The sequence below is a fragment of the Thioalkalivibrio sp. ALD1 genome, from assembly GCF_000381245.1.
Taxonomy (GTDB): Bacteria; Pseudomonadota; Gammaproteobacteria; order Ectothiorhodospirales; family Ectothiorhodospiraceae; genus Thioalkalivibrio.
The window spans coordinates 24364-49244 of record NZ_KB906248.1 but is presented as its reverse complement, the minus strand read 5'-3'; the positions used below and the strand labels follow the sequence as shown (position 1 = coordinate 49244).

The 24881-nt window shown below is 65.9% G+C and carries 25 protein-coding genes and 1 pseudogene; 11 read left to right on the top strand and 15 right to left on the bottom strand.

The window, feature by feature from the left end:
- The first annotated feature begins 95 nt into the window (after positions 1-95).
- Positions 96-407, top strand: a complete 312-nt coding sequence (locus F623_RS0112085; RefSeq protein ID WP_231367716.1) for a hypothetical protein — start codon at positions 96-98, stop codon at positions 405-407.
- Positions 408-827: an alternative ribosome rescue aminoacyl-tRNA hydrolase ArfB gene (gene arfB, locus F623_RS0112080; protein ID WP_018862766.1), complete on the top strand. Its 420-nt coding sequence runs from the start codon at positions 408-410 to the stop codon at positions 825-827.
- Positions 828-1123: 296 nt separating this feature from the next.
- On the opposite strand, the gene F623_RS0112075 is transcribed toward arfB, so the two are convergent.
- Positions 1124-1849, bottom strand: a complete 726-nt coding sequence (locus F623_RS0112075) for an HAD family hydrolase (RefSeq protein WP_026278790.1) — start codon at positions 1847-1849, stop codon at positions 1124-1126.
- Positions 1850-1972: 123 nt separating this feature from the next.
- Between F623_RS0112075 and F623_RS0112070 the strand changes: the two genes are divergently transcribed.
- The gene (locus tag F623_RS0112070) at positions 1973-2554 is read left to right on the top strand and encodes a cytochrome b (RefSeq protein WP_018862764.1); all 582 of its coding nucleotides are present in this window, start codon (positions 1973-1975) and stop codon (positions 2552-2554) included.
- A gap of 297 nt (positions 2555-2851) precedes the next feature.
- A complete protein-coding gene (locus F623_RS0112065; protein ID WP_018862763.1) occupies positions 2852-4447 on the top strand; it encodes a hypothetical protein in 1596 nt (531 codons plus the stop codon).
- Here the strand turns inward: F623_RS0112065 and F623_RS0112060 are convergent.
- From F623_RS0112060 to arsS, 6 genes are all read right to left on the bottom strand, one after another.
- Entirely contained in the window at positions 4444-5784 is a 1341-nt protein-coding gene (locus F623_RS0112060; RefSeq protein WP_018862762.1) for a TlpA disulfide reductase family protein, read from the bottom strand. The genes F623_RS0112065 and F623_RS0112060 overlap by 4 nt on opposite strands.
- A gap of 76 nt (positions 5785-5860) precedes the next feature.
- Positions 5861-6931, bottom strand: coding sequence for a succinylglutamate desuccinylase/aspartoacylase family protein (locus tag F623_RS0112055; RefSeq protein WP_018862761.1), 1071 nt, complete (start codon positions 6929-6931; stop codon positions 5861-5863).
- Positions 6931-7836, bottom strand: a complete 906-nt coding sequence (gene rimK, locus F623_RS0112050) for a 30S ribosomal protein S6--L-glutamate ligase (RefSeq protein ID WP_018862760.1) — start codon at positions 7834-7836, stop codon at positions 6931-6933. The genes F623_RS0112055 and rimK overlap by 1 nt, the downstream gene beginning before the upstream one ends.
- The gene (locus F623_RS0112045; RefSeq protein WP_018862759.1) at positions 7833-8330 is read right to left on the bottom strand and encodes an ATP-dependent zinc protease; all 498 of its coding nucleotides are present in this window, start codon (positions 8328-8330) and stop codon (positions 7833-7835) included. The genes rimK and F623_RS0112045 overlap by 4 nt, the downstream gene beginning before the upstream one ends.
- A 62-nt stretch (positions 8331-8392) precedes the next feature.
- A complete protein-coding gene (locus tag F623_RS0112040; RefSeq protein WP_018862758.1) occupies positions 8393-8857 on the bottom strand; it encodes a DUF302 domain-containing protein in 465 nt (154 codons plus the stop codon).
- A 49-nt stretch (positions 8858-8906) separates the two neighbouring features.
- Positions 8907-9866, bottom strand: coding sequence for an arsenosugar biosynthesis radical SAM (seleno)protein ArsS (gene arsS, locus F623_RS0112035; RefSeq protein WP_018862757.1), 960 nt, complete (start codon positions 9864-9866; stop codon positions 8907-8909).
- A gap of 120 nt (positions 9867-9986) precedes the next feature.
- Here arsS and F623_RS0112030 point away from each other — a divergent pair, with 120 nt between their 5' ends.
- Complete coding sequence (locus F623_RS0112030) at positions 9987-10961, top strand: arsenic resistance protein (protein WP_018862756.1); 975 nt, start codon at positions 9987-9989, stop codon at positions 10959-10961.
- Positions 10962-10978: 17 nt separating this feature from the next.
- Here the strand turns inward: F623_RS0112030 and F623_RS0112025 are convergent, their stop codons facing one another.
- The 3 genes from F623_RS0112025 to sohB form a co-directional block, all read right to left on the bottom strand.
- Complete coding sequence (locus tag F623_RS0112025; protein WP_018868738.1) at positions 10979-12325, bottom strand: ethylbenzene dehydrogenase-related protein; 1347 nt, start codon at positions 12323-12325, stop codon at positions 10979-10981.
- A 119-nt stretch (positions 12326-12444) separates the two neighbouring features.
- Complete coding sequence (locus F623_RS0112020; RefSeq protein ID WP_018868737.1) at positions 12445-12951, bottom strand: DsrE family protein; 507 nt, start codon at positions 12949-12951, stop codon at positions 12445-12447.
- Positions 12952-13022: 71 nt separating this feature from the next.
- Positions 13023-14105 (bottom strand): protease SohB, encoded by a 1083-nt coding sequence (gene sohB / locus F623_RS0112015; RefSeq protein WP_018868736.1) that lies wholly within the window; start codon positions 14103-14105, stop codon positions 13023-13025.
- A 50-nt stretch (positions 14106-14155) separates the two neighbouring features.
- Here sohB and F623_RS0112010 point away from each other — a divergent pair, with 50 nt between their 5' ends.
- The 4 genes from F623_RS0112010 to F623_RS0111995 all read left to right on the top strand — a co-directional run bounded on the left by F623_RS0112010 (position 14156) and on the right by F623_RS0111995 (position 18163).
- Positions 14156-14545, top strand: a complete 390-nt coding sequence (locus tag F623_RS0112010) for a hypothetical protein (RefSeq protein WP_018868735.1) — start codon at positions 14156-14158, stop codon at positions 14543-14545.
- A gap of 382 nt (positions 14546-14927) precedes the next feature.
- Positions 14928-15860 carry a LysR family transcriptional regulator gene (locus F623_RS0112005; protein WP_018862751.1) on the top strand — a complete coding sequence of 311 codons (933 nt, stop codon included), beginning with the start codon at positions 14928-14930 and terminating at the stop codon, positions 15858-15860.
- A gap of 82 nt (positions 15861-15942) precedes the next feature.
- Complete coding sequence (locus F623_RS0112000; RefSeq protein WP_018868734.1) at positions 15943-17727, top strand: N-acetylglutaminylglutamine amidotransferase; 1785 nt, start codon at positions 15943-15945, stop codon at positions 17725-17727.
- Between the two features lie 7 nt (positions 17728-17734).
- Complete coding sequence (locus F623_RS0111995; RefSeq protein WP_018862749.1) at positions 17735-18163, top strand: DUF488 domain-containing protein; 429 nt, start codon at positions 17735-17737, stop codon at positions 18161-18163.
- 4 nt (positions 18164-18167) lie between these two features.
- On the opposite strand, the gene moaB is transcribed toward F623_RS0111995, so the two are convergent.
- Positions 18168-18704: a molybdenum cofactor biosynthesis protein B gene (gene moaB / locus F623_RS0111990; protein ID WP_018862748.1), complete on the bottom strand. Its 537-nt coding sequence runs from the start codon at positions 18702-18704 to the stop codon at positions 18168-18170.
- Positions 18705-18802: 98 nt separating this feature from the next.
- Here moaB and rluB point away from each other — a divergent pair, with 98 nt between their 5' ends.
- Both rluB and F623_RS0111980 read left to right on the top strand, forming a co-directional pair.
- Positions 18803-19759: a 23S rRNA pseudouridine(2605) synthase RluB gene (gene rluB, locus F623_RS0111985; protein ID WP_018868733.1), complete on the top strand. Its 957-nt coding sequence runs from the start codon at positions 18803-18805 to the stop codon at positions 19757-19759.
- Positions 19759-20418: an endonuclease III domain-containing protein gene (locus tag F623_RS0111980; RefSeq protein WP_018862746.1), complete on the top strand. Its 660-nt coding sequence runs from the start codon at positions 19759-19761 to the stop codon at positions 20416-20418. Before rluB ends, F623_RS0111980 begins: the two co-directional genes overlap by 1 nt.
- Here the strand turns inward: F623_RS0111980 and F623_RS0111975 are convergent, their stop codons facing one another.
- The 4 genes and pseudogenes from F623_RS0111975 to F623_RS0111960 form a co-directional block, all read right to left on the bottom strand.
- The gene (locus F623_RS0111975) at positions 20419-23073 is read right to left on the bottom strand and encodes a diguanylate cyclase (RefSeq protein WP_196799776.1); all 2655 of its coding nucleotides are present in this window, start codon (positions 23071-23073) and stop codon (positions 20419-20421) included.
- 151 nt (positions 23074-23224) lie between these two features.
- Positions 23225-23806 (bottom strand): annotated as a pseudogene (locus F623_RS0111970) (hemerythrin domain-containing protein); the annotation flags it as partial.
- A 269-nt stretch (positions 23807-24075) separates the two neighbouring features.
- On the bottom strand, positions 24076-24216 hold the full coding sequence (locus F623_RS13445) for a DUF2249 domain-containing protein (protein ID WP_018868730.1): 141 nt from the start codon (positions 24214-24216) through the stop codon (positions 24076-24078).
- On the bottom strand, positions 24209-24766 hold the full coding sequence (locus tag F623_RS0111960; protein ID WP_018868729.1) for a hemerythrin domain-containing protein: 558 nt from the start codon (positions 24764-24766) through the stop codon (positions 24209-24211). Before F623_RS0111960 ends, F623_RS13445 begins: the two co-directional genes overlap by 8 nt.
- Positions 24767-24881 lie beyond the last annotated feature (115 nt).

Below are 24881 nucleotides of genomic sequence, written 5' to 3'. Positions count from 1 at the left end.
GGCGGGGCCCTGGTGCCGGACTGGTTCCAGGACATCGCCGCAGCACCTGTGGCGCCTCGCGCTGACGGTGGACATGACAGACGCCGGAGGGATGTATGGCACGACGACTTCGATGGATGCCGGTAGTGGCAGTGCTTCTGGCGCTGGGGATCAGCGGTTGCGCGGTGCACAAGACCGAGACGCGGGCGGACGGGCCGGAGCCTCGTCCGGGGACGGTCCAGCAGATGAACCCGTTTCTGCACTTCCTGGAAACCCGGCCGAGTCCGGAGGAGTTCGAACGCGTCTACCCGGACGTGACCCTCGTGCTGCCGGGCGAGATTGCGACCCACGAGTACCGCCAGGACAACTCGCGCTTTTTCGCGGAGCTGGATGACGAGGGCCGAATCAAGGACGGCGACTTTCGCTGAATGGTTCTTCGCATCTCCAACAGCGTCGCGGTGCCCGAAGACGAGATCGAACTGACGGCGATCCGGGCCCAGGGCGCGGGCGGACAGAATGTGAACAAGGTCGCCTCGGCCATCCACCTGCGTTTCGACATCCGCGCCTCCAGCCTGCCCGACGTCTACAAGCAGCGCCTGCTGCGCCGTCGTGACCAGCGCATCAGCAAGGATGGTGTGGTGGTGATCAAGGCTCAGCAGCACCGCACCCAGGAGGCCAACCGCGAGGATGCGCTGGAGCGCCTGAGCGAACTCCTGCGCGAGGCGGGCCGCCCGATCAAGACGCGCAAGCCGACCCGGCCTACACGCGCCTCCAAGCTGCGTCGTCTTGAGGGCAAGACCCACCGTGGCCGCAAGAAGGCCCTGCGCGGCCGCGTTGATCCCGACTGAGGGGGTGGGGCTGCGGCGATGGACGCCTAGGGAGACGCTGATTTAATCGCACGTCCGCGCTCGAGTCGCTTTTGCGTGCGAACAAGGCGCGGTGACTGCCGTGCAGTCATTCTGCACAAGGGAACCGCAACGCTGTGCGCGCGCAAAAGCGGCCGAGCCCCTTCGGGGTTGGTGCCCCCTGTTCCCCGATCCTGCGTTGCGCCGCTTGCGGGTAGAACCACTACCCGCTGCACGACGCGCCTTGTCTCGGAAAACAGGGGGCACCAACGCGGACGTGCGATTAAATCAGCGTCTCCCTAGTCGATCCCGAGATGTCGGGGCAACTGGCCCAGGCGGCCCAGTGTCAGCACCGGTCGGGGCCGCCCGTGTTCCCAGGGCAGCGCGTCGGGGTTGAACCAGGCCGCATGGAACCCGGCGTTCAGGGCCCCGAGGACGTCGCTGGTGCTGTCATCGCCCACATGCAGGATCCGTTCGGGGTCGACGCCGGCCTGCTCGCGGGCTTGTGCGAAGATTACCGGGTCGGGCTTGGCCGCGCCGGCCTCGCCCGCCGCGATCGCGAAGTCGAAATGACGCCCCAGGGGCGTGCGAAAGACATCGGCATTGCCGTTACTGATCGCGCCCAGCCGAAAGTGACGCGACAGCGTGGCGAGTACGCCGTCAGCCTCGGGGAAGGGCGTCACCTCGTTGCGCGCATGCCAGAACACCTCGAATCCCTCGTCGGACAACAAATCAGGACAGCAGCCACAGTCCGTGGCCAGCTCGCGCAGCCAGTGCTTGCGCAGCCGCGTCAGATCGTGGCGTTCATCCTCAGGTGCGGCGCGCATGAAGGCGGCCCGTTCGGCAATCAGCGCCTGCGGATCAAACCGTTCGCAGATGACCGGCGCATGCTCGCGCAGCCAGGCGTAGAAGCGCGCCTCCGCATGTTGGATCACCGGCATCACCGGCCACAGGGTGTCGTCGAGGTCGAACGTCAGGCAGCGTACGCCGGCCAGCGATGGGGTAGTGGGTTCGGGTGAGCGCATGTTCAAAGCATACTGGCCCTGCACGGTGACGGGTGTATCTCGCCAGGCGAGGTGGGGGAACGACGGGTTGCAGGTATCGTGTGTGGGCGGCATGTTGGGGACATACACGAACGGGAGTGCGGGATGGATACGGGCAATACTGGAGAGTGGCCGCGTTACGCCCTGAGCCAGCGGATTGTGCACTGGGCGGTCGCCGTGCTGGTGCTGGGTGCGCTGGCGCTGGGCGGCACCATCGGCTGGTTTGGCTTCGACGGGTTGCAGGACCGCTTTGGCGAGGGCATGACCGACACTATCTATACCTGGCACAAGAGCTTCGGGGTGCTGATTTTGCTGCTGATGCTGGTGCGTGTGGGCCTGCGTCTGCGTCACGGCAAGCCGCCCTACGCGGTCGCGTTGCCTTCGGCCCAGCGCATCGCGGCCGAGTCGGTCCACGGGCTGCTGTATCTGCTGCTGATCGTGATGCCGGTGATCGGCTGGTGGGCGACGGCGGCCGGCGGCTACCCGGTGCAACTGGGTCCGCTGATCCTGCCGGGCCTGTTCCCGGAAAACGAGGCGCTGTCGGAGACCCTGTTCGCCTGGCACCAGATCCTGGGGATCACCATTCTGGTGCTGGCACTGGGCCATATCTCGGCGGCCCTGTACCACTGGCGTGTGCGCCGGGATGGTGTCCTGCAGCGGATGACGTTCGGTTCCCCGCGGCGCTAGGGAGACACTATTAATGTACACGCTCGCGTTGGCACCCCAGGTTCCCCGATCCTGCGTTGCGGCCCTTGCCGGTAGAGCCACTACCGGCTGCGCACCGCGCCTTGTCTCGGAAAACCTGGGGTGCCAACCCCGAAGGGGCTCGGCCGCCTGTTGTTATCAAAAACGGGCGCGCGCACGGCGTTGCGGTTCCCTTGTGCAGAATGACTGCACGGCGGTCGCCGCGCCTCGTTCGCACGCAAAAGCGACTCGAGCGCGAGCGTGTACATAGATCAGTGTTTCCCTAATGTCCGTCCGCCCGTGATCCGACTGCTGCTGACCCTCGCGGCACTCAACGTCGTGCTGCTGGGGCTGGACGTGCCCCGTCACGCGGGAATCGGACCCCACTGGCTGGCCTGGGAAGCGGTCTTGCTGGTAGGGCTGTTCGCGCTGCTGCCCGCCGGGCGGCTGGCACGCGCGTTGGCCTGGCTGGCTGGTTTTATTCTGCTGGCGCTGGTGGTTCTGGCGCTGTTCGATGCCCTGACCCGCATCAGCCTGGTACGTCCCCTGAACGTGATCCAGGACTGGATCCTGCTGGACGCGGTCTGGCGGCTGGTGACCGGCAATCTGGATGTTTGGGCCACGGTGGGGCTGGTGGTCGTCCTGGTCGCGGGGCTGGTCGCGATCATCGCAGGCGCTGCTCGTGGCCTGTTCGCGCTGACCGTGCAGTCGGCACCAGGGCGCCGGATACCCCTGTCCGTCGCGGTCGGGCTGTTCACGCTCGGGCTGGTGGGGGCGCTCGGCTCCATGCGAGGGGCGGCTCCGCCGGGTACGGCCGCGCCCGGGATGGTTTCGGTCCAGGAGCAGATTGTGGCTGGGCAGGGGGCATTGGCGGAGAACCGCGCATTTCGCGAGCGCCTGGAACAGACCCGCGAGCAGGCCGAGGGGCGTCCCTTGCCGGGTCTTGGCGACGTGGATGTGATCCTGGGACTGGTAGAGTCCTACGGGGTCTCGGCCGTGTTCGACGAGCGTTATGCACCGGTGATCGTGCCGAGCCTGGATTTTATCGGCGAGCAACTCGACGACGCGGACCTGCATGTCGTGACTGGCGTACTGGAGGCCCCGATCGCCGGTGGGCAGTCCTGGTTGGCGCAGGCTTCGCTGCTCACGGGCCTGCAAGTGCGCTATGCCGGGCATTACGACGCCCTGCAGGCACAGACCCGCGACACCCTGGTGCAGGACTTTCAGGCCACCGGACACGAGACGGCCATGCTGGCCCCGGCGATCCAGCTCGACTGGCCGGAGGGTCAGTGGTTTCGCTGGGACCGGATCGTCGACAAGCACGGGTTCGAGTACGCCGGGCCACCGTTTTTCTGGGTGACCATGCCGGATCAGTACACCTGGTCGTTCTTCGAACGCGAGATCCGCGGGCCCTCGGAACGTCCGGTATTCGCGATGCTGGCCCTGATCAGTTCGCATGCGCCGTGGACCCCGATCCTGCCGGTGCTGGAGGACTGGGAGGCGATCGGGGACGGCGCGGTCTTCGACGAGTGGGCCGGCAAGGGACCGACCCCGGAGTCGTTGTGGCGGGACTTCGATCGCGTGCGCGAGTACTACGCGGAGTCGGTGCGCTATTCGCTGGAGGTGACCGGGGGCTATGCGGCGCGGTACGTGGACGAGGACACGCTGTTTTTCATGCTGGGCGATCACCAGCCGGCCGCCCTGGTGACCGGTCAGGACGCCAGCTGGGCCGTGCCCGTGCACGTCATCAGCGGCGATCCAGCCTTGCTGGAGCCGTTTCGCGAGTACGGGTTCGTCCCGGGCATGCAGCCGCCCTCGGAGCGGGCGGAGCATGGCTTTGACGCCCTGCGCGGCTGGCTGCGCGAGGCGTTCGGGACGCCGCCCGGCTCGGACTAATCGTCGCCTTCCGGGGCTTCGTAGTCTTCCTCGAGCAGCTCGCGCATCTGGTCGATGACGCCGGGTTCGGTCCACTCGATCGCGCCGAACAGGTAGTAGCGCAGGTTGCCCTCGCGGTCGACGACATAGCTGGTGGGGTAGGCCATCGCGCGCCAGTCGTTCAGCGACTCCTGGTCCGGGTCGAGCAGGATGGTAAACTCGGTTTGCACCTCGTTTTCGATGAAGTCGCGGATGGTCTCTTCGTCTTCGCCAAGATTCACGGCGAGGATGCGAAAGCCCTCTTCGCGCAGCTCGTCTTCCAGTAGCTGCATGGAAGGCATTTCGTGCACGCAGGGCGGGCACCAGCTGGCCCAGAAATTGATCAGCACGACCTCGCCACGATAGTCCTCCAGACGGTGTTCCTCGCCGGCCAGGTCCGGGCGGACCAGTTCGGGCGCCGCGACCGGCTCGTCCAGTGCATCCAGCTGGACGTCGCCGCCGGTGGGCGTGTTCACGCTCAGATCCAGGTCGTCGGATGCGGCGGCGGTGCGCGCGGCGGGCAGGCGCCGCAACAGGTCCATGCCATAGACGAGTTCCTGGTGGAAGGTTTCGCGTGCCAGGAGTTCGGCTTCCATCGCATCGGGGCGGAAAAAGAACCGGTCCCGTAGCTCGGGTAGCAGGCGCGCGCCGACGGTGCTGCCCCCGTCGCTCAGGGTCGAGCGGATCAGCCCGAGGTGCTGGAATTGCGGGGACAGCATGGGCTGGATGATGTAGACCGGCAGGTTGGTGACGCCGACGATGGGCTGCATCTCGGCCTCGTCGGTGTCAACGCCGGTATGCAGGTACGGACTCATCATGATCAGCCCCAGGAGGTGTTCTGCCTCGGGGTGCTCCTCCTGCCAGTGATACAGGCCCGTCAGCAGCCAGGGCAGGGCACGGTCATTGCCGAACACGAAAACCGCACGCTCGTCCTCGGCGTGCGCGGTCTCAATCAGGTCGCCCACGGTCTCGGTCGGCATCTCGTCGAAGCTGGAGGCGGCCTCGGGGAGGAAGTGCCCGGCGAACGGGTCCGCCAGCCAGACTTCGACGCCGGCGGCCTGCAGCGCCAGGGCCTGCTGCCGATGGCCGTCCAGCAGCCCGTGCTCGGACGGGAACCACAGCAGTACGGCCTCGCCATCGGCGGGATAGCGCTCGACCGGGATCTCGGCCCCGCCAGCATCGATGCTGGTGGCGGCGGAGACCGCACCGGTCTGGGCATCGTCCGGGGTCTGTTCGGCAATCTCTTGGGCCAGGGCGGGGCTGGCACACAGGGCGCCAGTCAGGAGCAGGGCGTTGAGCCACAGGGGCAAACGGGTCATGGACAGAGGTCTGGTTGAATGGGTTCAAGCCGTAGACGTGGTGACAGCGGGTTTTGATCCCCCGCGAGTGTGAACGTCAGGGCGTTTCCGGGCGCGGGGCGTCGGCGTAGGGGTAGTCGCTGGCCTCGAGGTTCTCCTGGAAGGTCTCCAGGCGCTCCACCGCCAGATCGGTCCGGTTGAACTGCGCGATATGGAACAGGGCGTCGCCCTCGTTGATCAGGGGCAGGTTGAGCTGCCCGATGACGATCCCCGAGGCCGGGGCGAGGACCTCGGTCTCGGTCTCGCCGAAGGGATCGGAGACGATCGCCAGGCGCGTCTGGTCGCGGACCACGCGGTCGCCCTGGCGCACGAAGCTGCGCAGGATGCCGCTTTGGGGGGCACGTACCCAGCCGCTGGTGCGGGCCATGATAGGCTCGCGTGGGCTGCGGCGCCGGATCGCCGGCAGCATGCCGAGATGCCGCATCACCTCGATGATCCCGTGCACACCGCCGCGGATGGACAGCTCGTCGAAGCGCAGGGCCTCGCCGGCCTCGTACAGCAGGATCGGCGTATCCCGCTCAGCAGCGGCTTCGCGCAGGGATCCGTCGCGCAGTGCGGAATTCAGGACCACCGGTGCGCCGAAGGCACGCGCCAGTTCCTGTGTCTCCGCGTGGTCGAGGTTGGCCCGGATCTGCGGCAGGTTGGAGCGATGGATCGCCCCGGTGTGCAGGTCGATCCCGTGGGTACTGCGGTGGACGATCTCGCGCATGAACAGCCGTGCAATCCGGGCACCCAGCGAACCTTTGGGCGAGCCCGGGAAACAGCGATTCAGGTCGCGCCGGTCGGGCAGGTAGCGGCTTTGGTTGATGAAGCCGTGCATGTTGACCACGGGGACCGCCAGCAGTGTGCCCCGCATGCGCCGCAGCGCCGGGATCTTCAGCAGGCGGCGGATGATCTCCACGCCGTTGATCTCGTCGCCATGTATGGCGGCGCTGACGAACAGAATCGGCCCTTTGCGCCGGCCGCACAGGACCTGCACGGGCATATTGGTCGGGGTGTGGGTGTACAGGGCGCCGAGCTGCAACTCCACCGTGCGCCGTTCGCCCGGGCGGACAGTCGTCCCGCCAATGGTGATAGGGTCGTTACGGTCGGCTCTGGGCGTGGCCATCAACCACGGCCCTTGGTCTTGGTGCGGTTCGGCTTGGCGTTCTTCTCGATGAACTCGATGATCATGCCGGCGACATCCTTGCCGGACGCGTTTTCGATCCCCTCCAGGCCCGGCGAGGAGTTGACCTCCATTACCACCGCTCCATGGTTGGAGCGCAGGAGGTCCACGCCGCAGACGTTCAGCCCCATTACCTTGGCCGCGCGGACGGCCGTGGCCCGTTCCTCGGGGGTGATACGGCACAGTGTCGCCGTGCCACCGCGATGCAGATTGGAGCGAAACTCGCCGTCTTTCGCCTGGCGCTTCATCGAGGCGACGACCTTCTCGCCGATCACGAAACAGCGGATATCCGATCCCTTGGCCTCCTTGATGTATTCCTGCACCAGAATATGCTGCCTGAGACCCATGAACGCCTGGATCACGCTATCGGCGGCCTGCTTGGTCTCGGCCAGCACGACCCCCAGGCCCTGGGTCCCTTCCAGCAGCTTGATTACGCAGGGTGCGCCGCCGACGGTCTCGAGCAGGTCGTCGATATCGTCGGGGGAGTGGGCAAACCCGGTCACCGGGAGCCCGATGCCGCGGCGCGACAGCAGTTGCAGGCTGCGCAGCTTGTCGCGCGAGCGCGAAATGGCCACCGATTCGTTCAGGGGATAGACGCTCATCATCTCGAACTGACGCAGCACCGCGGTACCGTAGAAGGTAATGGAGGCACCGATACGCGGGATCACCGCGTTGAACTGGTCGAGGACATCGCCCTTGTAGTGGATTTGCGGCTTGTGTGCCGTGATGTTCATGTAGCAGCGCAGCGGGTCCACCACGCGGATTTCGTGGCCGCGTTGCTGGGCTGCCTCCACCAGGCGCCGGGTGGAGTAGAGCTTGCTGTTGCGCGAGAGGATTCCGAGCTTCATTCGGGCGTGGATTCCGGTGTTGCGAGATGTGGAGTGGGGCGCCCGAGCAAGAACGACGCCCGGGGGTCGACCAGAAAGCGCCCCCGCATGGCCTCGCGTCCGAGCAGCATACGAAAGCGCATGGTATCGCGGCTGGTCAGGGAAAGTTCCAGAGGGACCACTCGATCACCGATTTTTGCACGGGTGGCGATGAAATAGCGCTCCCCGGTATGGCCGCCGGAGTCGGTCACGTTGCGGACATCCAGCACCGGGGCCTCGCACCAGGCCTCGGTCTGGTCATCCTGCTGATAGGGATGGATGCCAAAGCGCACCCACTCACGCCCGTCGCGGGTGAAACTCTCGACATAAAAGGCGTGCAGCGCGGAACTGCGTGCGCCGGTGTCCACCTTGCACTTGATGGCCCCGAGGCCGAGATCCGGCAGGCCGACCCATTCGCGCCAGCCGAGCACATCTTCGGCACGCGCCGAAGGATTGAAATGAGGCGGGCGATCCATGAGTCCCCCGGTGAATTGGGTCCGGCCCCCACTATAACGAATCGCCCGCCGGGTGCTGGTGCTCAGTCGTCGGCGATCGCCGCGCTGGACAGGTTGTCGAGCGCGTTGCTCATCTGTTCGACGATTTCCTCGCGATCGTCGATCCCGTGGCGCGCGGCCAGCCATTCGGGGTCGTTATAGGCCAGCCAGGTCTGCCCGTCCGCATCGGTCCAGGCCAGCGCCTTCATCGGCAGGTCGATACCGGCGTGCTGGCGGCTGGTGAACATGTGGCTGCCCAGGGCCGGATTGCCGAACAGCAGCAGCTCGGTCGGGCCAAGATCAATGTCCTCGCCCGCGGCCTTGCTGGCGTGATCCCAGCGCAGGGCGACGTTGACATCGTTCGCCTCCAAGGCGGACTCGAGGCGGTCCAGTGTTTCCGAGGCCGAGTGCGGGCTGGCCTTGGTGATCATGCCGTCCACATCGAATGCCTGCGCGGACGTAGCGGCGAGGGCGAGCGACAGTGTGGTGGCCAGAAGGGTCTTTTTCATGACGAACTCCTTTTCATCGTGGTTGAGGATTTGAATGGTCGCAGGGTACTCAAAGTGCCCCGCCGCAGCTGGAACCCTGGCCGGCCGTGCACCCGTAGCAGTGGTCGCCGACCGCAATCGGTGCCTGCGCCAGATAGTCGGGCGTCAGCTCGCCGATGTGCACGCGGCGGCCCCGGCCGGCCCCCAGGGGCAACTCCAGCATCTGGTTGAAGTCACAGTCGTGTACGTATCCCTGCCAGTCGACCGAGACGAGTGTCCGACACATGACGCCCGCGAGGTTAGACGACTGATGGGCGTTTCGCAGCGTCTGCATGTAGGCGTTGTAACGGCCTTCACGCGCAAGCGTCTTGGCGAAGCGGTGAATGGGCATGTTGGTGATCGTGAACAGCGCGTTGAAACGGATGCCGTACTCGCGTTCGAGGTGCTCGTGGTAGGCGGCTTCCAGTTCGGCCTGCGGGGGCGGCAGACTCGGCCCTTGCGGGTTGTAGACCAGGTTGAGACCGAGCCCGCTGCCGGGCTGGCCGTAACCCAGGGCATTGAGCTGCTTCAGACCTGCAATGCTGCGTTCGAACACACCGTCGCCACGCTGGGCATCGACGTTCTCTTCCAGATAACAGGGAAGAGAGGCCACGATCTCGACGCCCTGTTCGGCCAGGAACGCTGCCAGGTCGTCCTGCCCGGGTTCGCCGAGGATGGTCAGGTTGCAGCGATCGATCACGTGTATTCCACGCTGGCGGGCGTTGCGGACCAGGTCGCGAAACCCGGGATTCAGTTCCGGGGCGCCACCGGTCAGGTCGAGGGTCTGGATGTCGCAGCGATCACAGCAGGCGAGCAGCTCGTCGATCACTTCCGGCGGCATGATCTCGCGCCGGTTCGGCCCGGCGTTCACATGGCAATGAAAGCAGGTCTGGTTACAGACATAGCCGAGGTTGGCCTGCAGGGTCTCTACCCGATCGCGCGTGACCGGAGGGAAATCGTGGTAGGCAATCAGAAGCTCTTGGTGAGGCATGACATCGGCGGCCGACTGAAGGAGATGTATCGATATATCGATTATTTCCAAGCCTGAACCGTCCCGATGCCGAGGGCAACGAAGCCCGGATACAGCGTGGGGTTCTGGTAACGTGTCTCGATGCTGGAACGCCTTCAGGTATGGATCTATCTTGCCGCCATTGTGATGGGTCTGGTGCTGGCCGGCCTCTGGCCGGGGCTTGGCGAGGGACTGACCGCCTGGGTGTGGGTCGCGCTCGGGCTGTTGCTGTTCGTCACCTTCGCGCAAATCCCGTGGGAGGCGATCCGGCTCGCCTTCAACGACCGGCGTTTCCTGGTCGCCGCGCTGGTGGGGAACTTCGTGCTGGTGCCCCTGCTGCTGGTCGCGCTGCTGCCGCTGGCCCCCGACGATCCGGCGATACGGCTGGGCATCCTGCTGGTCCTGCTGATGCCCTGCACCGACTGGTTCATCACCTTTGCGCGACAGGGCGGCGGGGATGGTGCGCGTGCGGCGGCATTTACGCCGGTGAGCCTGGCGGCACAGTTTCTGATGCTGCCCGTTTACCTGACCATCATCCTGGGGCCGGGGGAGGCCCTCGGCCTGATGTCGCCGACCGTGTTCGCCGCGGCTGCGCTGCTGATCGGCCTGCCGCTGCTTGCGGCAATACTGCTGGAACAGGCGCTCAGGCTGCGGGGCCGCGTACAGTTCTGGCAGAACCGCTTTGCAGTTGCCACCGTTCCGCTACTGGCGCTGGTGGTGGGGCTGATCACCCTGGCGGAGGCCCACGTGGTGTTCGAGGGCGGACTGGAGTTAATGGGCGTGATCCCGGTGTACCTGCTGTACCTGCTCGGTGCGGCAGCGCTGGCATGGGTTCTGGCCCGGGTCTTCGGCCTGCCCGGCGAGCAGGGGCGCACGCTGGCGTTCAGCCTGGGTACGCGCAACTCGTTTGTCGTTCTGCCGGTGGCCCTTGCGCTGCCCGAGGCGTTACACGCGGCCGTCATGGTCATCGTGCTGCAGTCGCTGGTCGAACTGTTCGGGATGCTCGGCTACCTGCGCTGGATGCCGCGACTGTTCCCATCCTCAAGGAGAGGTTCGCCGCCAGCCGGCACCCTGTAGGCGGCCTCGTGCGGCGTTCAGTCAGTGTCTCCCTGGTCCTCCAGCTGGCGCAGCTCGTGCTCGATGATCACGTCCGCGAGCCCCTCCGGATCGTGGGCATCAAGCACGCCCAGGTCGCCGTCGCGCACGAGCGGGCCACCGGCCCCGTGCGTGTCGCCGTGCAGGTCCTGGTAAGTCATCTGTCCCGGATAGAACACCGGGACCTCGGTCCACTCAAGATCGGCGTCGTCCAGATGCCCGTCCGTGTACTGGGCCTTGATGTCGGCCTCGCCATCGTCCAGACCCAGTGTCATGGGCAGCGAGACCAGATGCCAGCGGGCTCCCGTGCCGTTGTGCACGGCGAAGGCGACGTTGTAGGTATTGCCTTGCTCGAGTGCCTTGCTGTCGCGCGGGTCCGGGGCGTCGAGTGAGCGGGTCAACGCGATGCGCCAGGCCCCGTCCTGGTAGCCGCCCGAAGCCTCGATCGCGCCGCGGCTGCCACTGGGCTCGCGCAGGAAGCGCTGGGGTAGTGTGTCACCCTCCTGCCAGTCGTAGTCTGGATCGAATGCCATCGAGTTGTCTTCCGACAGGAAGTAGGGGTCGTTCTGGCCGTATTCGCCCGCGACCAGGCGCTCCCAGTCGAGGGCCGGGGCGCCCACCTGGTCGGGGTCGAACATATAGGCGGGCTGGTCGGCGTCGTCGTCCCAGTTGGTGGTGAACATGCTGTCGCCCTCGGAGGCGAGGCGGTAGTGCAGCACATAGCCGTTGTCCGCATATCCGACCGGGTGGCTGCGGTGTGCCCGCCACTGCCAGAGATCGAGGAATTCGCCGTTCTCGCGCATCGCCTCGAGTTCGTCATCATCGCGGATGGCGTCCCAGGAGACGTCTTCCGAGTCATCGGTCTCGCGGGTCTGCGGCAGGTACTTGCGCACGTCGCTACGGCCCATCTCCTCGCCCAGCTTGGGGTGTTCGCGTACGTCGTCGTGATCCACCTCCGAACTCAGGCTGCGCATGCCCTCGTGCGCCGTCATCCAGCCACCGAGGCGCATGAAGTCGTCGACCGAGCCGTCATCCAGCATCATCGAGATCCGGTCTTCGTACAGGCCGTGTTCGTCCGGCTCCGGGCCGCCGGAGCCATAACGCACCCATTCGCCATCCTCGTAGCGCCAGTATTGGTGATACCAGCTGGGGCTGTGAGTCTCGTACTCGTAGTGAATCCGAATGCGGTCGCTGTTGTAGACCGCAGCCACGCGCAATACGCCCTCGCTGTCCTCGGCCCCCGGGATATAGACATTGCGATCAGGGTCGCTCATCCGCGGTTCGTCGGCCATGACCAGGGTGGGGACGGTGGCCGCGAGCAGAAAGGCGAGCAGGCGTCGTTTCATGAGCGGGAACTCCTCGGGATGCGATCGCATGGGACGAGGGCAAGGCCGTCGACACGGGGACTTTGAGGGGGCGTGACCAGGCAGACGCCAGGGTGCTGGCGTCTGCCTGAAGGCGGGCCTCACTGCATCAGCAGGTAGCCCTCGTGCTGCAGCTCGACGATCTCGGCGTCGGCCATGGGCACCAGATTCACGAAGCCGTGGATCTCTTCGTGCTCGATACCCCGCAGCCGGGCGGAGGCCTCGCACATCCGGAATTCCACCACGCCACCTTCGGTAAGGGACTTGGCTCGGCGCATGGTCTCCTCGCGCTCGTCGAACTGATCACGAGTGAAGAACGGCACCTCGCGCCCGTGCAGAACCAGCACGATGTGGGCTTCGAACGGATCGGACTCGTAGACGTTGTTCAGCATGCTGACGCGGTCCAGAACCATGTTCAGTTCGTCCTCGGTGTCCACGTAGACGTCGTAGACCACCTTTCGTGGCTCGTATTCGCGGTCCATCATCTCGGCCGAGCCCCAGGGCATCTGGTCGTCGGCGGCCGCCTTCAGCGGCAGGGCAAAGAAGGCCAGGCTGGCGAGCAGACACAACAGCAACGCGGGGGTGTGGGAACGGTTTTGCATGGTCATATCCTCCGAATTGGTCCTTTGCATGGTCGACGGGCAGGGACGTGTTCTTCTTCCCTTTATGCCGAGATGGCTCAAAACCGTGCCTCGGGTCCCTGGCTGCGCAGCACACGCTCGACAATGGACTCCATCGCCAGCGTGATGCGCCGGCTCAGGCGCTGCGGGCGGGTATAGGTAATCTCGAACAGGTCAGCCTCGCGGCTGGTCTCCAGCAGCAGATCATCGCTGGTTCGCAGTTCGTCGGCCAGGCCCAGTTCGTGTGCCTGTTCGCCGTACCAGTGTTCGCCGGTCGCCAGTTTTTCCAGGTCCAGTGACGGCCGGTAACGAGAGAGAAACGTCTTGAACTGATCGTGAGCCTCTTCCAGCTGCTCGCGGAACTTGCGGCGGCCCTCGTCCGTGTTCTCCCCGAGTACAGTCAGGGTGCGTTTGTATTCGCCGGCGGTCAGTAGTTCGACATCGATGTCATGGCGCTCCAGCCAGCGGTGCAGATTCGGAATCTGGGCCACGACCCCGATCGACCCCAGCACCGCGAAGGGCGCGGCCACGATCCGGTGCGCCACCGCGGCCATCATGTACCCGCCGCTGGCGGCGACACGATCCACGGCAACGGTCAGGTCCAGCCCCTGGTCGCGCAGGCGGGCCAGTTGCGAGGCGGCCAGGCCGTACGACGGGACGAGCCCGCCCGGGCTCTCCAGGCATACGATGACCCGGTCCTGCTCGGGGCGGGCGAGGGTCAGGATCGCGGTCACCTCCTCGCGCAGACTGTCGACGCTGGAGGCGCGGATGTCGCCGGTGAAGCGAAGTACGTAAACCCTTGGTCGGTCCTGTTCGCCGGAATCCTGGCCGGGATGTTCGGTCGGTGTATCCGGCTTTGGCGGTTCGGCGGACTCACCTTTGCTGGAGGAGGAGTCGCCGCGTTGCCATCCCAGCTTCTTGCGCAGCCGCTCTCGCCAGTTGGCGCTTCCCTCGACCGCGTGGCGAATGGTCTTCTCCATACGGCGATAACGATCGTTCAGCTTGCGTACCGTCAGGCGGTCGGGCCGCCGCTCGCGGCTCTTGGCGATCACCCCCGCCACGGCGCTCACGAAGATCAGCACCACCACGAGGGCGGTCACGAGTTTGGCGAAGAACAGCCCGTATTCCTGTAACAATTCCATTCGTGTCGTCCTGTTCCGTCGGCCGGCTTTCGGCATGCCATAATGCCAGCATGAGGATTGAAAGCGACGAAGACCCCCGTAGTGCAGGACTGTTTCCCGGGCGCGAGGGTTCCGCCAGCGCCGCCCTGCCGGACCCGATCATCCACGCGGGGTACGCCACCCTGAGCCTGCGCCAGATCGACGAATGGAACGGCGTGCCCAAGGGCACGGCCTTTCGCCTGTTCAAGGCGCAAAAGGACCAGCTGCGCGAGGGGCAGGACTTTTTCTACATCCCCGAGGGCAAGGACCCGGAGTTGACCGAGACCCTGCGCATGGATGGCCGGATCTACCCCTCCACGGTCCATCTGCTGCTGATGACCACGACCGCTTACGCGCGGATGCGCGAGGAGTGGCATCGGCGTATCCACAAGACCGGCTGCGGGTGCCCGGAAGAACAGTAGGAAAACACTGATCCATGTACACGCTCGCGTTGGTACCCCAGGTTTTCCGAGACAAGGCGCGGTGCGTAGCCGGTAGTGGTTCTACCGGCAAGGGCCGCAACGCAGGATCGGGGAACCTGGGGTGCCAACCCCACGATCCTTTTAAAGCAGGGGCTCGGCCGCTTTTGCGCGGGAACGGCGTTGCGGTTCCCTTGTGCAGAATGCTGCACGGCAGTCACCGCGCCTTGTTCGCACGCAAAAGCGACTCGAGCGCGAGCGTGTACATGGATCAGTGTTTCCCTAGGATGAATCCGGAGGCGTGCCGTTCGAGGCTGCGTGAGGCCAAGCCACGGCAGTGGCGATGCAGCCTCTCGCCAGAACCGGAACGCCGCGTCGGGGCGGGATGGCCGGAATCTCGGCGCGGGCGAGTCTGTTGATCCGCGTCTCCCTGGAGCAATGGCGCATGCTGCAGGCGGTAGTGGCCGCCGGCGGCTTTGCCCGTGCCGCGGAACAGGTACACAAGAGCCCCTCCAGCGTGAACCATGCGGTGCAGAAGCTGGAAGAGCGCCTGGGCGTCGAGGTCTTCGAAGTCCAGGGCCGCAAGGCGGTCTTGACCCCGGCGGGCGTGGCGCTACTGCGCCGGGCCGAGCACCTGCTGGAGGAGGCCGCCGAGATCGAGGCCCTGGCCGGAGCGCTCGCGGCCGGTGTGGAGTCCGAGGTGCGGCTGGCGGTAGACCAGATCCTGCCGCGCGGCCCGGTGATCCAGGCGCTGGAGCGCTTTTCCCGTGCCTATCCGGCCACGCGTGTTCAGCTGGAGGAGGTCGTCCTGAGCGGCGGCCCGGAACTCCTGCACGAAGGCCGCGTGGATATATTGATCGCGCCGGAGCTGCCCGGCGGCTATCTGGGCGCCTGGCTGACGGATCAGATCATGGTGTGCGTGGCACACCCTGGGCACCCGCTGGCCGGCGGTCGGCGGCTGACGCGGCGGGACCTTCAGACTCAGCGCCAGATCGTGGTGCGCGACTCCGGCGAACGGCAGGCCGGGCAGGGTGGCTGGGTCGAGGCCGATCAGCGCTGGACCGTGTCGCACATGAGTACGGCGCGAGACATACTGCGCTCCGGGATCGGTTTCGCCTGGCTGCCGCTAGATCGTGTCGCGGAGGATCTCGACCAGGGGCGACTGGTCGAACTTAGCCTGGAGGCGGGTACGCGACACGAGGTTCCGTTCTACATGGCGCACGCGGATCGCGACCGCGCCGGGGCCGCCAGTGAGGCCCTGATGGAGGCGCTGGAGACAGCCTTCGGCACGGCCCCGGAAGAGGCCCCCAATCAGTAGGAGTCTGCTTGCGGGGCGAAGCCCTGTTCGTGTCGGGCAGGGTGGCAATTCGACCCCAATCCAACCAGCAAGGAAAAACTCGATGTGCGGGATCGCGGGAGAATTCGTCTGGGGTGAGCGGCGCGCCAGCGGCGAGGTCGTGGCGCGCATGCTGCCCTGCCTGGAACGGCGCGGGCCGGATGCCGACGGGCTGTGGGCCTCCGGGCGGGTCGCGCTGGGGCACCGGCGGTTGTCGATCCTGGACCTGTCGCAGCGCGCGCATCAGCCGATGTTCGACCCGGAGACCGGGCTCGCGTTGGTGTTCAATGGCGCGATCTACAACTTCCGCGCTCTGCGCAGCGAGCTGGAGGGCCGCGGCCATCGCTTCTTTTCCACCGGCGATACCGAGGTCATCCTGCGCGGCTACGCTGAGTGGGGCGAGGGCATCGTGGCCCGGCTGCACGGCATGTTCGCCTTTGCCTTGTATGACGGCCATGCGCAGCGCCTGTTGCTGGCGCGCGACCGCATGGGCATCAAGCCGTTGTACCTGGCGCGCACCGGCGACGGCATCCGCTTCGCCTCCAACACCCAGGCGCTGCTGGCGCCGGGCGACGTGGACACCGAGCTGGATGCCGAGGCGCTGCACATGCTGTTCTCGCTGCACGCGGTGGTGCCCGCGCCGCGTACCGTGCTGCGCGGCATCCGCAAGCTGGAGCCGGGGCATTACCTGAGCATCGATGCGCGAGGGCAGGAACGGCTGCAGCGCTACTGGACGCTGCAAGCCCGTCGCCCGGATCACCCGGTCTCCGATGCCGAGTGGCAGGAGCGTATTGAACATGGCCTCCGCGCGGCCGTGCGAAAGCGCCTGGAGGTGGCCGACGTGCCGGTGGGCGTGCTGCTCTCCGGCGGACTGGATTCCTCCCTGCTGGTGGCGTTGGCGATGGAGGAGGGGGCCCAGGACCTGCGCACCTTTACCGTCGGCTTCGAGGACCAGCCGGAGGAGAAGGGCTCGGAGTTCGAATACTCCGATCCGGTCGCCGAGCGCTACGCCACCGACCACCAGGCCACGCTGATCCCCAACGACCAGGTGCTGGCCCGATTGCCGGAGGCGGTTGGGGCGATGGCCGAGCCAATGTTCGGCCAGGACGCGGTGGCCTTCTACCTGCTGTCCGAGCAGGTCTCGCAGCATGTGAAGGTGGTGCAGTCCGGCCAGGGCGCGGACGAGGTCTTCGGCGGCTACTTCTGGTACCCGCAGATGGCCGAGGACCGCCATGGCGACTGGGTGGAACGCTTCCGCCGCCACTACTTCGACCGCGACCACCCCGAGATGGCCGAAACGCTGCGCCACCCGCCGGCGAACGACGTGACCGGCGACTGGCTGCGCGAGCAGTTTGCCGAACTCGAGACCGACCGCGCGGATTCCTTCATCGACGCGGTGCTGGCGCTGGATGTGACCACGTTGATCGTGGACGATCCGGTCAAGCGTGTGGACAACATGACGATGGCCTTCGGCCTGGAGGCGCGGGTGCCGTTCCTGGATCACGAGCTGGTGGAGACGGCCGCCGCGATGCCGCCGCACCTGAAGCTCGGTGACGGCGGCAAGGACGTGCTGCGCCGCATCGCCCGCGGGCGCCTGCCGGATGCGGTGCTGGACCGGCCCAAGGGTTATTTCCCGGTGCCGGCGCTGAAATACGTGCGCGGGGAATTCCTCGAGTTCATGCGCGACATCCTCACCTCGCGCGCCTCGCGCGAGCGCGGGCTGTACCAGCCGGCCTACATCGACAAGCTGCTGGACGCCCCGGACCAGTACTTCACCCGCATCCAGGGCTCCAAGCTCTGGCACGCGGCCCTGCTCGAGTACTGGCTGCAGACACACGTGGATCGGTAAGCGCTGCATGGACCGGGTGTGGATTCGGCGCGTCTACGATCCGGTCGATCCCGAGGACGGGTTCCGCGTGCTGGTTGACCGCCTGTGGCCGCGCGGGGTGAAGAAATCCACGCTCGCATTGGACGCCTGGGAGAAGTCTGTCGCGCCATCGGCGGACCTGCGCCGCTGGTTCGCGCATGACCCGGGTCGCTGGCGTGACTTCAGCCGTCGTTATCAGGCGGAACTGGACGCGGGCCCCGAGGCCTTTGGCCGGTTGCTGGGGTATGCCCGCCGTGGCCGCCTGACCCTGCTGACGGCGACGCGGGATGTGGAGCACAGCCACGCGGCGGTGTTGCGCGATCTCCTCAATGCCGAGAGGGCCGAGGAGGAGCGAACCGGCGGACACGCTTCGCCGGTGTGCTTCGCCCCCGACGAGCCCGGGGCCGATCCGGATTGACCGCTCAGGACTCCTTCAGGCGCGGCATCAGCATGGTCAGGTTGCAGGGCATGGTGCGGGCGTCCAGCTGGGCCTGGATGATGCGGTCCCAGGCGGTGCGGCAGGCGCCGGTGGAGCCGGGCAGCACGAAGACATAAGTGCCGTTGGCCACGCCCGACAGGGCGCGGGACTGCAGGCTGGAGGTGCCGATCTCTTCATAGGACAGCATGCGGAACAGCTCGCCGAAGCCCTCGATCGTCTTGTCCAGCAGCACCGAGGCGGCTTCCGGCGTGCCGTCGCGGCCGGTGATGCCGGTGCCGCCAGTGGTCAGCACCGCGTCGATCTCCGGGTCGGCAATCCAGCGCGAGAGTTCGGCGCGGATCGCGTAGATGTCGTCCCGGACCACGCGGCGCTCGGCCAGGCGGTGCCCTGCGCCCTCCAGCCGCTCCACGAGGGCATCCCCCGAGCGGTCCTCGGCCAGCGTTCGGCTGTCGGATACCGTGAGGACGGCGATGTTCAGCGGGGTCTGGACGGGGGTGGTTTCCGGGCTCTGGGCGCTCATGGGCAACGTCCTGTTGGTGTATCGTGAGCGCCCATCATAATGAATGCGGGTCCGGTCGCGGCAATGCGGCCGGGTCGAGACGTCTGGAGTCAGCAGGAATGTCGGAGCGGGTACAAAAGGTCCTGGCGGCGCGCGGCCTCGGTTCGCGGCGCGAGATCGAGGGCTGGATCGAGCGCGGCGAGGTGAAGGTCAACCAGCGCACGGCCAAGCTGGGCGATCAGGTGGGGCCGAATGACGTGATCCGCGTGCGCGGGCGCGTGATCCACATGGCGGAGCATGCCCATCGCTGGCTCGTGTATCACAAGCCGGTCGGCGAGATCTGCAGTCGTAGCGATCCCGAGGGCCGCAAGCCCGTGTTCGCCAGCCTGCCGCGCCTGAAGGGGCAGCGCTGGGTGGCGGTTGGGCGTCTCGACCTGAATACCTCAGGGCTTTTGCTGTTCACCACTGATGGCGAACTGGCCAATCGCCTGATGCACCCCAGCCATTCGCTGGCGCGCGAATATGCGGTGCGGGTGCTCGGCGAGGTCCCCGACGATACGCGGCGCATGCTGCTGGAAGGGGTCGAGCTGGAGGATGGTCCCGCGCGTTTCGATGTCCTGGAAGAGCGCGGCGGCGATGGCGCCAACCACTGGTTTCATGTCGTGGTCAGCGAAGGACGCAACCGCCTGGTGCGCCGCCTGTGGGACGCGGTTGGGGTGACCGTCAGTCGGCTGATCCGGGTGCGCTACGGGCCGGTGGTGCTCGGGCGTGGCCTGAAGACGGGCGCCTCCCGTGATCTGGAGGTGAGCGAGGTCGAGGCGCTGTACGAGGCGGTCGAGCTGCCAGTGCCGGAATCCATTCGCGAGCGGGGTCGGCGCCGCGGGCCGGGCCGCAACACCCGGCCCGCGCGTGGCAAGCGGGGCAAGTCGGGGGGGCGCGTACGCGAAGCGGATCGCTGGACCTCCACCAAGCCGGGGAGCGGCCCCGGCAAGGGCGGCAAGACCGGGCGCGGGGCGCCAGGACGGTCCGGGCGCAAGGGCGGGCCACGCAAGCCGGGTGGTCGGGCGCGGTCCTGATGCCGTTGCGCGTGGTCGAGGTTCGGCAGCGCCTGCAGGACGCCTACGGCGACCTGCAGTGGTGGCCGGCGGAGTCGGCGTTCGAGGTCATGGTGGGCGCGGTGCTCACGCAGAACACCAGCTGGACCAATGTCGAACGTGCGATCGCCAATCTGCGCGCGGCGGATGTGCTGGACCCGGAAGCCCTGCTGGAACTCCCGCACGAGACCCTGGCCGAGCACATCCGCCCCAGCGGGTACTTCAACGTGAAGGCCGAGCGCCTGCGGCACCTGCTGCGCTTTCTGGAACAGCAGGGCGGGGTGGAAGCCCTGGCCCGCATGGAAACCGAAGCCCTGCGATCGGCCCTTCTGGGCGTCAAGGGCGTGGGGCCGGAGACGGCGGACGACATCGTGCTGTACGCCTTTGAGCGGCCCGTGTTCGTGGTCGATGCCTACACCCGGCGGCTGTTCGAACGGCTGGGCCTGCCGCATGCCCGTGGTTCCTACGACGACCTGCGGGCCTGGGTGGAGTCGGAACTGGGGCCGGATGCGCAGGCCTTCAACGATCTGCACGCGCTGATCGTGGAGCACGGCAAGCAGCGCTGCCGTCCCAAACCGCTTTGTCAGGAATGTCCTCTCAGTGATGCCTGTCCGGGGCGCGAGGACCCTGAGAAACGCTGATTACTCGTCCCCGGCCACCAGCCGGTCGCGCCCCTTTGCCTTTGCGCGATACAGGCGTTCGTCCGCCAGATCGATCAACGCCTCGGGTGTCAGGTTCGCGGGATCGCATTCCTCGGACCAGGCGAGGCCGGCACTGACCGTGAACGCCAGTGACTCGCCTTCGAAATGGGTGTCGAGTTCCCGGGCGGCCTGCAACAGACGCTCGATGGCGATCATGGCGGCCTCGCGATTGACATGGGTGAGCACCACGATGAATTCCTCGCCACCGAAGCGTGCCGCGATATCGAAGGCCCGACGCTGGCGCCGAAGCACGTCGCCAAAGTTGCGCAGGACCTCGTCGCCGGCCAGGTGCCCGCAGGTGTCGTTGAGCGCCTTGAAATGATCCAGATCGAGGATCGCCAGGGCAAAGCTTTCGCCATGGCGGCGCCAGGCCTCGATCTGTTCACGCAGACGCTCTATCAGGTAGCGGCGATTGTAGAGACCGGTCAATGGATCCGTGATTCCCAGGTCACGTAGCTGAATCTCCAGGTGGTTGCGTTGCAAGGCCTCGGAGATCAGGTTGCCGAGCACCAGCAGCAGCTCCGCCTGATCATTGCGCCAGCTACGGTGGCGCAGCATGTCCATGCCGAGAAAGCCGGTCACCTGTTGCCCGGTCAGGATGGGTACGCAGATCAGGGTCTTGATCGCCTGTTGCTGGAACAACTTGCGTTCGGTGGCGGCCTCCTCGGGGAGGTCGTCCACCGCGGGGATGACAACCGGCGTGCGTTGTTCGAGCATCTCCAGCATGCGTGCACGCCACCAGGGGAGTTCGCGCAGATCCACTTGCCGCAACTGGCCCATCACGGAGAACACGCCGCGGGCACACCATTCGTGGGTGTTGTCCATTTGGTCGCCTTCTGGCGACAACTCGAACAGGTAGCAGCGATCACTCTCGAAAAAGCGCCCGATGTCGGCGAGGGCGGTATCGATGCGTTCGTCCATGAGGTCCGCGTTCGCCGTTACGAAATCGGATGAAAGACGCGCGAGCATGGCATTGAAACGGGCCTGATACCGTATTTCGTCATGCATGTGGCGTCGCTCGGTGATGTCCCGGGCCACGCCTACATATCCGGTCAACTGGCCGGACGTGTCGCGGATCGACGCACCGCTCGAGACGTGCCAGCGCCACTCCCCGCCGTGATGACGGATGCGATATTCGATTTCGTGCTCGCCATTGCTCGAACGAACCGTGCGTTTCAGGAAGCGGCCGAACTCCTCGCGGTCATCCGAGTGCACGTAGTCAACTATGGGAGTTCCGGTGACTTCTTCGGCGCTATAGCCCAGCACACGAGTCCATTGCGGCGAGACGTAGGAGATCACGCCCTCGGGTGTGAGGGTGTAAACGATGTCACCGATGTTCTCGACCAGTTGACGATACTGGCTTTCGCTGGCACGCAACTGATCCTCCAGCGCCCGCCGCTGAGTCACGTCGTACATCGTGCCGATGCTTGCCGGGCCGCTTTGCAGTTCCACGCGCCCGGCGGTCAGTTCCACCCAGCGGGTCGTGCCTTCGCCAGTGATGACTTTCATCTCGAAATGATCCGGTACCGTCTTGCCAGCGATGCGGTCGCGAGCCCGCTGGGTCATGGCCGCGCGCTGGTCCGGGTGGATGATCTCGTAGAAGGGGTTGGACAGCAGCTGGGATTCCGGGCGCTGAAGGATGCGTGTGAGCGCTCGGTTCACGGTCTGGAAGCGGTCGTTCTGCAGGATGAACACGCCAGCGGCGGCATGTTCGCTCAGAGTGCGCAGCAGTTCGCGCTCGTCCTCGAGCTCGGCGGTGCGCTCACGTACCCGCCTTTCGAGCGTGCGACGTTGCCGAAGGAGCAGGACGGCATACAGGAGCAGGGCAAGCAGAACCATGCCAATAACCGTGGGGGCCAGCCAGGCCGGGATTACCTCGACGGTGTTCGATTGGATCCAGCGTTGGGTAATTTGGCGCAGTAACTCGTCGTCCAGCTGTGCAATTGCGGTATCGATCTCGTTCAGTAGTGCCTCGTCGCCATGAGCGACTGCCGCGCGCAGGGGTTGTTCATAGAGCAAGTCGAGGGGGTGAAACATGCCCGGTTCGCCATACCGGTCCAGCAGGTACATGGCGACCGGGTAGTCACCGACGAAGACATCGATCGTGCCGTCCACCGCGGCGCGCACCATCTGCTCGTTGTTATCGAAAATCTGCAAGGGGTGTTCGGGGCGTTCGCGCTGCATGAACTCGAGTTCGAAGCTGCCGTCGACCACACCAGCCGGTTTGTGGGTCAACTCATCGAGGCTGGCCACCGGGGCTCCGGTACGCACGAACACGAAGGTTCGCAAGGGGAGCAACCCTTCGCTGAAGGCCAGTGTCTGTTCGCGTTCGGGCGACCGAATCAGCCCGCCATGGACATCGGCCTCGCCGTCGCGCACGAGATCCAGGGTGCGCGGCCAGTCGACCAGGCGGAATTCAACCGGGCGGTCGAGTTCGTCGGCGATCGCCCGCCACAAATCGATGAGGAGCCCACGCGGTTCGCCACCCCTGTCTGCGAAGGCAAAAGGCGGCCAGGCATGGTCCTGGGATACGATCAGGGGCTCCGATGGTTCATCGGCCTGAAGGTTGGCGCTGCCAAGGAGCAGGAGGCCCACGGCCAGCACGCCCGCCGGCCATGCCGCGAGCCACTCGCGAAGCCACTGGAAAGGTCGGGGGAAGCCGGTCTTGAGGAGGAGTGGTGTCACGTCGTGTCGGGCCGTAGCGGTGGACTATCCTGACACACTCGTTTTGTATTGCCGACCCCGCTCAGTTGTTGGCCCTGTACTCCAACTGCTGACGGGCCTTCTCCAGTAGTTCGGCCGCCAGGCCGGGATCGTGCCGCAGGCGGTGTCCCCAGTCGGGGAAGACGTTTTGTTCCTCGCGACTTTCGTGCTTGGCGAGGGCCCCGGAGATCAGGGCAAAGAATGGCGCCACCATCCAGGTATCCTCGACCCCTTCCTGAAACTCGTGTTCCAGCAGGGCCGTTTGTTCCAGGATTTGGTCGTGCTCGCGCAGCATGATGGCCACCGGGTCCTGGCCGCCGGTCCCGCGCGAGACCTCCAGTGCCGGAACGATCAGCTCATTTTCTACATGAACGTGTCGGCGCAGGCCTTCTACATAGGCCTGGAAATCGGGGGCCGCACCCTCGAGATCGCCCGCATTGACCTTGTGCAGCGCGCTGGCGAACAGGCGGTCAATGCGCAGGTGGTCGCGCAGCAGGAGATCGACGAGGTCCACGGGTGCGACATCCTCGCGGCGCTGGACGCGCAGCTTCCACAGCGGCGGACCACTCTCCTGCACCTGCCAGTGGATGGCGTGGCGCAGCTGCAGGCTGACCGCATCCATTAAGGAAACACTGATCAATGTACACACTCGCGTTGGCACCCCAGGTTTTCCGAGACAAGGCGCGCCGTGCAGCGGGTAGTGGTTCTACCCGCAAGTGGCGCAACGCCGTATCGGGGAACCTGGGGTGCCAACCCTACAACTTAATGAACGAAGGGGCTCGGCCGCTTTTGCGCGCGCACGGCGTTGCGGTTCCCTTGTGCAGAATGACTGCACGGCAGTCACCGCGCCTTGTTCGCACGCAAAAGCGACTCGAGCGCGAGCGTGTACATTGATCAGTGTTTCCTTAACAACTGCGGTTCCTGATCCAGCCAGACGTCGAAGACCTGACTCGGCTGCAGTTCACGCAGCGTGTAGTAAGCGCGCGTGTGCGCGTGGTCGGCCAGTCCCCGCAGATCCAGCAGGAAGTCACTCATCGGCTGGTTCCGCGTGCACAGTCGGGATGCCCCGCCGGCCCGCCATGGAGCGGCCTATCCGGGTGCGTTCCTCGGCGCTGAGCAGATGATCGGCCAGGGGCAGCACCGCGTTATCCTCCAATTCGAGATGTGCCCGGTAGTGCCGGATCCAGTCTCCCGCGCCCTGCAGCGGGTCCGTGTGCCCGGATGCGATGATCTGCAGGGCCGGTTCCAGGGCGTCCCAGTCGGCTTCAAGGTGGGGGTGCTCAGCACTGAGGCGATCGATCCATTCACCCAGCTGCGGGTGGGCCTCGGGGTGGTTGCGGTACGCATTCAGGATCGGGAACAGGTCCTCGTCTTCGTCGGCGTGGTGTTGTGGGGCGGCCTGCTCGAAGTAGGCCAGCACACGGCGTGCCGCGGACTGGGCCTGCGCGTCGGCCCCGTGCTGTTCAAGATGTCCCGGCAGCCGTTCCAGCGTGTCGAGGCAGCTCGTGATCCGACGGTGACAGGCCCGCAGGAGGTCGATCGGGCGGTGGAAGCCGGGAGCGGGTTCGTGGAGCTGCAGTTTCATCAATAGGCTCGGGTGACGACGGGACAATCGGCTGCGTTTGAATCACAGGCAGGGTCACTGTCCCTGAAAGCGCTCGTGTCCGTGTTGATCTCGATCAATGCATTTATTATGCATC

Excerpts from the sequence above, each read along its gene's own strand:
- F623_RS0111980 (WP_018862746.1), top strand. The coding sequence starts at position 19,759 with ATGCCGTTGCGCGTGGTCGAGGTTCGGCAGCGCCTGCAGGACGCCTAC.
- F623_RS0112085 (WP_231367716.1), top strand. The coding sequence starts at position 96 with ATGGCACGACGACTTCGATGGATGCCGGTAGTGGCAGTGCTTCTGGCG.
- arsS (WP_018862757.1), bottom strand. The coding sequence starts at position 9,866 with ATGCCTCACCAAGAGCTTCTGATTGCCTACCACGATTTCCCTCCGGTC.
- F623_RS0112060 (WP_018862762.1), bottom strand. The coding sequence starts at position 5,784 with ATGACCCGTTTGCCCCTGTGGCTCAACGCCCTGCTCCTGACTGGCGCC.
- sohB (WP_018868736.1), bottom strand. The coding sequence starts at position 14,105 with ATGGAATTGTTACAGGAATACGGGCTGTTCTTCGCCAAACTCGTGACC.
- rluB (WP_018868733.1), top strand. The coding sequence starts at position 18,803 with ATGTCGGAGCGGGTACAAAAGGTCCTGGCGGCGCGCGGCCTCGGTTCG.
- F623_RS0111960 (WP_018868729.1), bottom strand. The coding sequence starts at position 24,766 with ATGAAACTGCAGCTCCACGAACCCGCTCCCGGCTTCCACCGCCCGATC.
- F623_RS0112005 (WP_018862751.1), top strand. The coding sequence starts at position 14,928 with ATGGCCGGAATCTCGGCGCGGGCGAGTCTGTTGATCCGCGTCTCCCTG.
- arfB (WP_018862766.1), top strand. The coding sequence starts at position 408 with ATGGTTCTTCGCATCTCCAACAGCGTCGCGGTGCCCGAAGACGAGATC.
- F623_RS0112010 (WP_018868735.1), top strand. The coding sequence starts at position 14,156 with ATGAGGATTGAAAGCGACGAAGACCCCCGTAGTGCAGGACTGTTTCCC.
- F623_RS0112000 (WP_018868734.1), top strand. The coding sequence starts at position 15,943 with ATGTGCGGGATCGCGGGAGAATTCGTCTGGGGTGAGCGGCGCGCCAGC.
- F623_RS0111995 (WP_018862749.1), top strand. The coding sequence starts at position 17,735 with ATGGACCGGGTGTGGATTCGGCGCGTCTACGATCCGGTCGATCCCGAG.
- rimK (WP_018862760.1), bottom strand. The coding sequence starts at position 7,836 with ATGAAGCTCGGAATCCTCTCGCGCAACAGCAAGCTCTACTCCACCCGG.
- F623_RS13445 (WP_018868730.1), bottom strand. The coding sequence starts at position 24,216 with ATGAGTGACTTCCTGCTGGATCTGCGGGGACTGGCCGACCACGCGCAC.
- F623_RS0112045 (WP_018862759.1), bottom strand. The coding sequence starts at position 8,330 with ATGGATCGCCCGCCTCATTTCAATCCTTCGGCGCGTGCCGAAGATGTG.
- F623_RS0112025 (WP_018868738.1), bottom strand. The coding sequence starts at position 12,325 with ATGAAACGACGCCTGCTCGCCTTTCTGCTCGCGGCCACCGTCCCCACC.
- F623_RS0112020 (WP_018868737.1), bottom strand. The coding sequence starts at position 12,951 with ATGACCATGCAAAACCGTTCCCACACCCCCGCGTTGCTGTTGTGTCTG.
- F623_RS0112040 (WP_018862758.1), bottom strand. The coding sequence starts at position 8,857 with ATGAAAAAGACCCTTCTGGCCACCACACTGTCGCTCGCCCTCGCCGCT.
- moaB (WP_018862748.1), bottom strand. The coding sequence starts at position 18,704 with ATGAGCGCCCAGAGCCCGGAAACCACCCCCGTCCAGACCCCGCTGAAC.
- F623_RS0112030 (WP_018862756.1), top strand. The coding sequence starts at position 9,987 with ATGCTGGAACGCCTTCAGGTATGGATCTATCTTGCCGCCATTGTGATG.
- F623_RS0112055 (WP_018862761.1), bottom strand. The coding sequence starts at position 6,931 with ATGGCCACGCCCAGAGCCGACCGTAACGACCCTATCACCATTGGCGGG.
- F623_RS0112075 (WP_026278790.1), bottom strand. The coding sequence starts at position 1,849 with ATGCGCTCACCCGAACCCACTACCCCATCGCTGGCCGGCGTACGCTGC.
- F623_RS0112070 (WP_018862764.1), top strand. The coding sequence starts at position 1,973 with ATGGATACGGGCAATACTGGAGAGTGGCCGCGTTACGCCCTGAGCCAG.